Source organism: Dactylosporangium sp. NPDC005572, assembly GCF_040605515.1.
Taxonomy (GTDB): Bacteria; Actinomycetota; Actinomycetes; order Mycobacteriales; family Micromonosporaceae; genus Dactylosporangium.
The window spans coordinates 21,863-29,306 of sequence record NZ_JBEXCY010000147.1; the positions used below are offsets into that span (position 1 = coordinate 21,863).

The window sequence follows — 7,444 nt, forward strand, 5'->3', positions numbered from 1 at the left end:
TCCCGTTCACAGATCTAGGACGAGGCGCTCGCCCGCGGCTCTCGACACGCAGATCATCATGCGATCGCCGGCGGCGCGTTCCTCGTCGGTGAGATAGGCGTCGCGGTGTTCGATCTCACCGTCGATGACGGTGGTCTCGCAGGTTCCGCAGATGCCTTCCTGGCAGGAGGAGATGACATAGACGCCCGCGCTGTCGAGCGTTGCAAGTATTGTTTGACCGGCCGGAACGGCTACCGTCCGGCCGGACCGGTGCAGTACGACGTTGAACTCACGGTCCTGGTTCGGGGAAGGCTGCGGGCGTGCCGTGAACCGTTCGGTGTGCAGTGCTCCTGAAGGCCACGCTTGGCAGATCGATTCGACCGCCGAGAGCAACGGCTCCGGTCCGCAGCAGTACACGGCCGTCGCGGGCTCCGGGTGGCCGAGCACGGCGGCGAGGTCGATCAGCCCGCACTCGTCCTCCGGCACGAGGCTGATGTGGTCCCCGTACCGTTCAACCAGCTGCTCGGCGAACGCCATCGTGGTACGGCTCCGCCCGCCGTAGGTGAGCGACCAAGGCCGCCGTGTTCGGTCGATCGCGTCGACCATCGGTATCAGTGGGGTGATGCCGATACCACCGGCGACGAAGATGTACCGGGACGCGTTGATGAGCGTGAAGTGGTTACGCGGGCCGCGGACGCGTATCCCGTACCCGGTGTGCAGCCGTTCGTGGATCCAGGTCGACCCGCCCCTCCCCGCCGGCTCCCGTTGTACCGCGATCGTCCACACACGTTCACCGCTGCCGCTGCCGCTTCCGCAGAGCGAGTAGTGGCGTACGAGGTCCGGCTCGATCAGCAACTCGAGGTGCGCACCCGGTTCCCAGTGCGGCAGCTCGGCTCCGGCAGGATCGATCAGATCCAACGCGACGACGTTCGGTGTCAGCCACCGGCGGTTGGCAACCACCAGCTCGCGGACGTCGTCAGCCTGGATCATCGCGAGCCCGGGGCCGTGAAGACGATGGCAGGCTTGATCTCGGTAAGATTGCGCATCGCGTCCAAGGCGTTGTTGATGTCCTCGAACCGATAGTGGTTCGAGATCATAGCGTTCCAGTCGAACCGGTCCCGGTGCGCCTGCAGGAAACGCAGCGCGGCCCAGTAGTCTTCGACGCTGCCCGACAGCGACCCGATCAACGTGGCCTGCTTGTGCACGATCTGGCTGGCGTCGAACTCAGCCAGGTTCGCGCGCACCTGCCCGATCAGCAGATAGCGCCCATTGCGGCCGAGCATCTGCATGCCCTCGGTGAAGGCGCTCGGCGCTCCGGACATCTCGATGACCACGTCAGCGCCATCGACGATGTCGCGCACCCGGGCAACCCGCTCGTCCGCGTCCGGGACCTCACCGACGTCCAGTACCTCGGCGGCGCCCCACGACTTGGCGAGCGCAAGGCGCTCCGCCGGCGCGCCGACGACAATGACCTTGGCGGCGTTGGACGCGACTGCCCGGGCCACGGCGAACAGCCCAAGCGGCCCCGCGCCCTGGACGACGACCGTCCGGTCCTCGACCGGGCCGAGTCGGGCGAAGCCGTGCATCACGGTCCGCAACGCGCACGACGATGCTGAGGCGACCGCGTCGGGAATCGCGTCGGGCACCTTGACCCGGCCAGACGTAGGGAACACGTAGCAGTACTCGGAAAATCCGCCGGTCAGATAGGGGTACTGCTGGTACGGGGTGGCCATGTAGGCGCGGCGGTCCGTGCACAGTGTGGGTTCATGCGCGATGACGCAGTTGTAGCACCTGCCGCAGAAGCCGTGAGTCCAGACGATGCGGTCGCCAACCGTGAGGGGCTGCCCGACCGAGTCTCGGTCGACGCCCGGTCCGAGGCGGGCGACTCGCCCGGTCATCTCATGACCGGGGATGATCGGCAATGTGACACCACCAGCGAGCTTCCCGCTGGCTATGTGCACGTCTGTCGCGCATACCGTGGCCGTGGTGACCTCGACCAGGATGGCACCCGGCTCGAGTTCGGCAGGCACGACCACATCGACGATCTCCAGCGGTTTGCCGCCCTCGACCAGCGCAGCCGCCCGGCACGTGCTGGGGATGCTCGTCACGGCGCCACCTCATCCAGCAGCATCTGGATGGACTGGGCCTGGGTCATCTCCCGGTACCCCTCGGTGCCGCTCACCCGGCCGTAGCCGCTCTCGCCCATGCCTCCCATTGGGAAAGCGGGGTCGCCGCGACGGTAGTTGTTTACCCATACCACGCCAGCACGCAGCGAGCGCGCGACACGGTGCGCACGGTTAAGGTCACGGCTCCACACCGCTGCGGAGAGCCCGAACCGCGTGTCGTTGGCAATGCGGATGGCGTCGGCTTCCGTCTCGAACGGCATGGCGGCCAGGACGGGACCGAAGATCTCTTCCTGGCAGATGGTCATGTCGCTGGTCACGCCGGTGAAAATGGTCGGGGCGTAGAACAGCGGGTGGTCGACGCCTGCCGGTGGGCCGCCGCCGCACAAGACCCGACCGCCCTGCTCGCGGCCGATCGCGACGTACTTCTCGACGCGTTGCAACTGGGCGCCGTTGCACATCGGCCCCACGTCGGTGGCGGGATCGGAGGGATCGCCGAAGGTGAGCTTCGTGACGTACTCGACGACGCGGTGCAGAACCTCTTCGTAGACGGAGGCCTCAATCAGGGCTCGGCTGCCGCACTGGCAACTCTGGCCGCCAGCGGCGGTGAAACCCTGCGCGACGGCCTGTGCCGCCTTCGCGATGTCCGCGTCGGCAAAGACAACGTTTGCGGCCTTGCCACCCAGCTCCATGGTGACAGGCACCAGCCGCTGCGCGGCGTGCGCCGCGACGATGCGTCCGCCCTCCGGCGAGCCGGTGAAGACGAGCTTGTCGACGCCGGCGTTGGTGCACAGTGCAGCGCCGACGGTGGGCCCGAACCCGGTGACGACGTTGAAGACGCCGGGCGGGAACCCGGCCTGGTGGGCCAGCTTGGCAATCTCCAGCGTGGAGCACGGTGCCTGCTCCGACGGCTTCACCACGATGGTGTTGCCTGCCGCGAGCGCCGGTCCGGCCGATTGCGCCATAATGACGCCCGGGGTGTTCCACGGCGTCTGAATCCCGATGACGCCGAACGGCACCCGGCGGGTCAACGCGACGACGTCCGGATTGAGCCCGCGAGGTGACTCGTCGGCGATGGTTTCCGCGAGGCTGGCGGCATGGCGAAAGTAGCCACCGACGGCACCGTACATCGCGCGTTCCTCGCGGATGGTCTTGCCGTTGTCGCGGCTCTCGACAGCCGCCAGCCGCTCGGCGTTGTCGTCGATCAGGTCGGCCAGTCGGCGCAGCAGCTTCGCCCGTTCGTGCGGGCGACGTGTCCATGGGGTCTCCTCGAGGGCCCAGCGAGCCGCGTTGACCGCCGTGGCCACATCCTCGCTGTCCCCCTCGGCGACCTGCGCCCACGGCTGCTGCGTCCACGGATCGATCGAGTCGAAGAACCGGCCGGACGCGGCGGGGCGCCACTGGCCGTCAATGAACATGAGATACCGATCGTTCATGGTTTTCCTTACCTTGCTAGGCGGAGAGTTACAGTCGTTCGAGCAACGTCGCGTTGGCCATGCCGCCGGCCTCGCACATGGTCACCAGCGCATAACGGTGATTGCGAGTGTGCAGTGCGTGCGTGGCGGTGGTGAGCAGCCGTGCGCCGGACGCGCCGAGCGGATGGCCCAATGCAATGGCGCCGCCGAGCGGGTTGAGCCGCTCGCCGTCGGCGTTGAGTTCCTGCTGCCAGGCGAGCGGAACCGACGCGAAGGCCTCGTTCACCTCGTAGTGCTCGATGTCGTCCAGGCACATGCCGGTCCGTGCCAGCAGGCGCTCGGTGGCACCGATCGGCGCCGTCAGCATTGTGATCGGATCGCTCGCGGTGACGCTCCCTGCGACGTGCCGGGCGATCGGTCGCAACCCGTGCTTGACAGCGAACCGTTCGCTGGTCACCAGCAGTGCCGCCGCCCCGTCGGCGAGCTGGGACGAATTCCCGGCGGTCACCCGCCAGTCGATCTGCGGGAACCGGTCGGCCATTGCGGCCGATTCAAATGCGGGCGGTAGATCGCGTAGTCGCTCCGGCGTGCTGGCCGGCCGGATCGTCTCATCGCTGGTCACGGTCTCGCCGTCCGGCAGCGTGATCGCGAGCAGTTCAGCGTTGAAGTCACCGGATGCTGTGGCAGCGGCAGCCCGGTGATGGGAGCGTACGGAAAATGTGTCGAGCTGCGCCCGGGTCAGGCCCCACTTCGCCGCCACAAGCTCTGCGGAGATGCCTTGCGGGACGAGCCCGGGGGTGTAACGGTCGGCGGCCGACCCGAACGGCTGGGCACCCAGCCGGTTCGACCCCATCGGGACCCGGCTCATCGACTCCACGCCACCCACCACGACGGCGTCCTGCATGCCTGACAGTACGGCCTGGACGGCGAAGGTGAACGCCTGCTGGCCAGAACCGCACCGCCGGTCGATGGTGACCGCAGGTGTGTGCTCTGGCAACCCGGCGGCGAGCCACGCCCACCTGCCCGGGGTGGCGGACTGCTCGCCAACCTGGCTGACACAGCCGACGATCACGTCGTCGATGAGGGCAGGATCGATCTGAGTTCGGGCCATGAGACCCGTGAACACTTGCGCCAGCAGGTCGACCGGGTGTGCGATCGAGAGCGATCCGCCCGGCTTGCCCTTGCCGACTGGTGACCGCACGGCGTCGATCACCACCGCGCTCGGTGAGTTCATCGCGCGGCATCCAACGTAATGTCACGGCGCGCCGATAACTGTGCCATAATGCCATCCTACTGCCAACCAGGGCGGTGGTCCAGATCGAAGCGAGGGACTGAGCGATGCGTGCCGCGGTCGTTGTGTCGTTGAGTGGCCCTTCCGGTGTCGAAGTTCGGGAGTGGCCCCGGCCGGAGCAGGGTGGCACCCGCGTGCTCGTCGAGGTGCATGCGGCCGGCGTGACCTACCCCGATCTGCTGCTGGCGTGGGGGAAGTACCAGGCGCGTCCCGACCTTCCATTCGTGCTCGGGACGCAGTTTGCCGGACGAGTCGCCTGGGCCCCTGCGTCGTCGGCGTTCGCGGTGGGACAGCGGGTCGGCGGGTTCAGCCTGACGGGTGGCTTCGCCGAATGGGTGGCCTGCGACGAGGCAAACTTGCTGGTGTTGCCCGACGGCTGCTCCTGGCAGTCGGCGGCGGCGAGCCTGACGAACTACCTGACCGCGCACTTCCTGCTTGTCGAGCGCGCCGGAGTTCGATCCGGTGAGCGGGTCCTAATACACGGCGCTGGCGGCGGACTCGGGCTGGCCGCTGTACAGGTGGCCCGCTGCCTGGGCGCCGATGTGCTGGCGGTGACCTCGAGCGACGCCAAGTCCGCGGCTGCGCACGCCTCCGGGGCGACGACCTTGCTGCCGGCCGATGGGTTCGCGGAGTGGGCCGCGGCGGGGGCTGGCGCCGGGAGCGTGGATGTCGTCGTCGACCCGGTCGGCGGCGACCGGTTCACGGACTCCGTTCGTTGTCTCGCGCCAGGTGGCCGACTGATCGTGGCGGGCTTCGCCAGTGGCAGCATCCCGACCGTGGCGGTCAACCGGCTGTTGCTGCGCAACGTGGCGGTCATCGGTGGTGCGTGGGGTCCGTGGGCCCGCGTCCATCCTGGCTTCGTCCAGCGCCAGTGGCAGCAGTTGACGACGTGGTTCACGACGCGTCAGCTGCGCCCAGTCGTATCGGAGGTGCTGCCACTTCACGACGTTGCTCACGCCCTCGGCCTGTTGGACGACCGGAAGAGCGTGGGCAACGTCGTGCTGCGGATCCGTTAGTCGGGATCGGCGCGCTCAGCGCAGGATCGCGCCGCCGTCGACGACGATCGTCTGTCCGTTGATCCACGATGCATCGTCCGAGAACAGGAACGCGACCATGGCGGCGATGTCCTCCGGCACACCGAGCCGGGGCGAGCGCACCGTGGCGAGCTGACGGTCGACTTCTTCTGGTGTCATCGACGCCACGTTGGCCGGGGTGCGGACCGTGCCCGGGGCGATCGCGTTGCAACGCACGCCTTGCCGACCGGCGACCGTGGCGGTGTGCCGGGTTAGTGCGGCGACGGCGGCCTTGGTGGCGCTGTAGGCGACCCGGATTGGCTCGGCCATCCATACCGCGGCCGACATGGTGTTCACGATTGATCCCCCGCCACGTTCGACCATGATCGGCAGGACGTGTCGGGTCGCGTATAGGTATCCCATGAGTGAGACGTCGATGGTTCGGCGGAACGTCTCGTCGGAGATCCGCAGAACGTCGGTGTCGGTGCCGAGGGTGCGTCGGGACAGGTCGGCGGCGACGTTGAAAAGCCCGTCCACCCCGCCGAACCGTGACACGGTGGCGGCTACGAGGGCCTGGACCGACGTCTCGCTGGTGACGTCCACCTGTTCGGCGTGGGCGGAGCCGCCCGCCTGACGGATACGCTCGGCTAATTCCGCGGCGCCGTCACCGTTGAGGTCGGCGACGACGACGTGGCTGCCCTCTTCGGCCAGGCGAATCGCTGTGGCGCCACCGATGTTGTCCGGTACGGCGCCGGCGATGATGGCGACCTTGTTGTGCAGTCCGCGCAACGGTTGTTCCCCTCCTCGGTCGGGGTCGGGGGTTGTGCCGGCGAGGCCAGACTCGCCGGCACAACCCCCCGAGCTCTATGGGTTGATCTTGACGAAGGTGTTGGTGGCGATGTTGTAGGGATCCTCGTTTACCAGGACGAACTGTTCGTTCTTCACCTTGGTGAAGTACACGAACGGATTCACCATGCCTTCTGGGGCACCTGCAGGAGCCTTGCTGCTGGGTGTCCACGGCGGCAGGATGCCGAACAGGTCGACGTCCTTCGCCGATTGCAGCGCTGCGGTGAACGACTCGCGGTCGACGGTTCCCTTGGCCTGGCTGGCGATCTTGGCGACGATGCGGACACCGAGCCAGGTGTGTTGAGCGGCAGAGCCGACGTTGGCGGCGTACTTGTCGCCGGACTTCTCCTGCGCTGCCATGTCATCGACGAACATCTTGACGCCGCGGATGTGGGTGGAGGTCGCCGGTGGCAGCGTCATCACGATGTTGGCGCCGTCCACGAACGAGCCTAGTGACTTCAGGTCGGGCAGCGTGAGTTCATTGTCGTTGCCGATTACCGGGATCGGCTTGCCGAGCTGCTGCAGGGCCTGCAGCAGGGCGTACACCTGCTGATGGCTCAGGGCGGGGTTGACTGCCTCGGCGCCCGACTCAATCACCTTCTGGGCCCACGGTGCCATATCCGATGTCGTTGGCGGCAGGTAGAGCGATCCGGCCACCTGCACGCCTGCCGCCCGCAATGCGTCCTCGGTCTGCTTCGTCGTTGTGTGCGCGATCGGGATGTCCTGGGTGACGTTGACAACCGACTTGATGCCGACCAGCTTGGCGAGGTACGGGCC

General features: G+C 67.5%; 7 protein-coding genes. 1 reads left to right on the top strand and 6 read right to left on the bottom strand.

The features are described 5' to 3' along the window. Positions 1-6 precede the first annotated feature (6 nt). From ABZS66_RS43515 to ABZS66_RS43530, 4 genes are read right to left on the bottom strand one after another with little or no spacing between them, the layout of a single operon-like run. Positions 7-969 carry a PDR/VanB family oxidoreductase gene (locus ABZS66_RS43515; protein WP_354768508.1) on the bottom strand — a complete coding sequence of 321 codons (963 nt, stop codon included), beginning with the start codon at positions 967-969 and terminating at the stop codon, positions 7-9. Continuing rightward, positions 966-2,087 carry a zinc-binding dehydrogenase gene (locus ABZS66_RS43520; RefSeq protein ID WP_354768510.1) on the bottom strand — a complete coding sequence of 374 codons (1,122 nt, stop codon included), beginning with the start codon at positions 2,085-2,087 and terminating at the stop codon, positions 966-968. Before ABZS66_RS43520 ends, ABZS66_RS43515 begins: the two co-directional genes overlap by 4 nt. After that, positions 2,084-3,538, bottom strand: a complete 1,455-nt coding sequence (locus tag ABZS66_RS43525) for an aldehyde dehydrogenase (protein ID WP_354768512.1) — start codon at positions 3,536-3,538, stop codon at positions 2,084-2,086. Before ABZS66_RS43525 ends, ABZS66_RS43520 begins: the two co-directional genes overlap by 4 nt. A 28-nt stretch (positions 3,539-3,566) precedes the next feature. After that, positions 3,567-4,751, bottom strand: coding sequence for a thiolase family protein (locus ABZS66_RS43530; protein WP_354768514.1), 1,185 nt, complete (start codon positions 4,749-4,751; stop codon positions 3,567-3,569). Positions 4,752-4,942: 191 nt separating this feature from the next. Here ABZS66_RS43530 and ABZS66_RS43535 point away from each other — a divergent pair, with 191 nt between their 5' ends. After that, positions 4,943-5,824, top strand: coding sequence for a zinc-binding dehydrogenase (locus tag ABZS66_RS43535; RefSeq protein WP_354768516.1), 882 nt, complete (start codon positions 4,943-4,945; stop codon positions 5,822-5,824). A gap of 15 nt (positions 5,825-5,839) precedes the next feature. Here the strand turns inward: ABZS66_RS43535 and ABZS66_RS43540 are convergent, their stop codons facing one another. Beyond that, complete coding sequence (locus ABZS66_RS43540; protein ID WP_354768518.1) at positions 5,840-6,610, bottom strand: SDR family oxidoreductase; 771 nt, start codon at positions 6,608-6,610, stop codon at positions 5,840-5,842. Positions 6,611-6,685: 75 nt separating this feature from the next. Continuing rightward, a partial coding sequence (locus ABZS66_RS43545) for an ABC transporter substrate-binding protein (RefSeq protein ID WP_354768520.1) occupies positions 6,686-7,444 on the bottom strand: 759 nt, incomplete at its 5' end.

What these genes read in the sequence shown, in the direction of transcription:
- ABZS66_RS43515 (WP_354768508.1), bottom strand. Translation starts at nt 969, where the DNA reads ATGATCCAGGCTGACGACGTCCGCGAGCTGGTGGTTGCCAACCGCCGG.
- ABZS66_RS43525 (WP_354768512.1), bottom strand. Translation starts at nt 3,538, where the DNA reads ATGAACGATCGGTATCTCATGTTCATTGACGGCCAGTGGCGCCCCGCC.
- ABZS66_RS43530 (WP_354768514.1), bottom strand. Translation starts at nt 4,751, where the DNA reads ATGAACTCACCGAGCGCGGTGGTGATCGACGCCGTGCGGTCACCAGTC.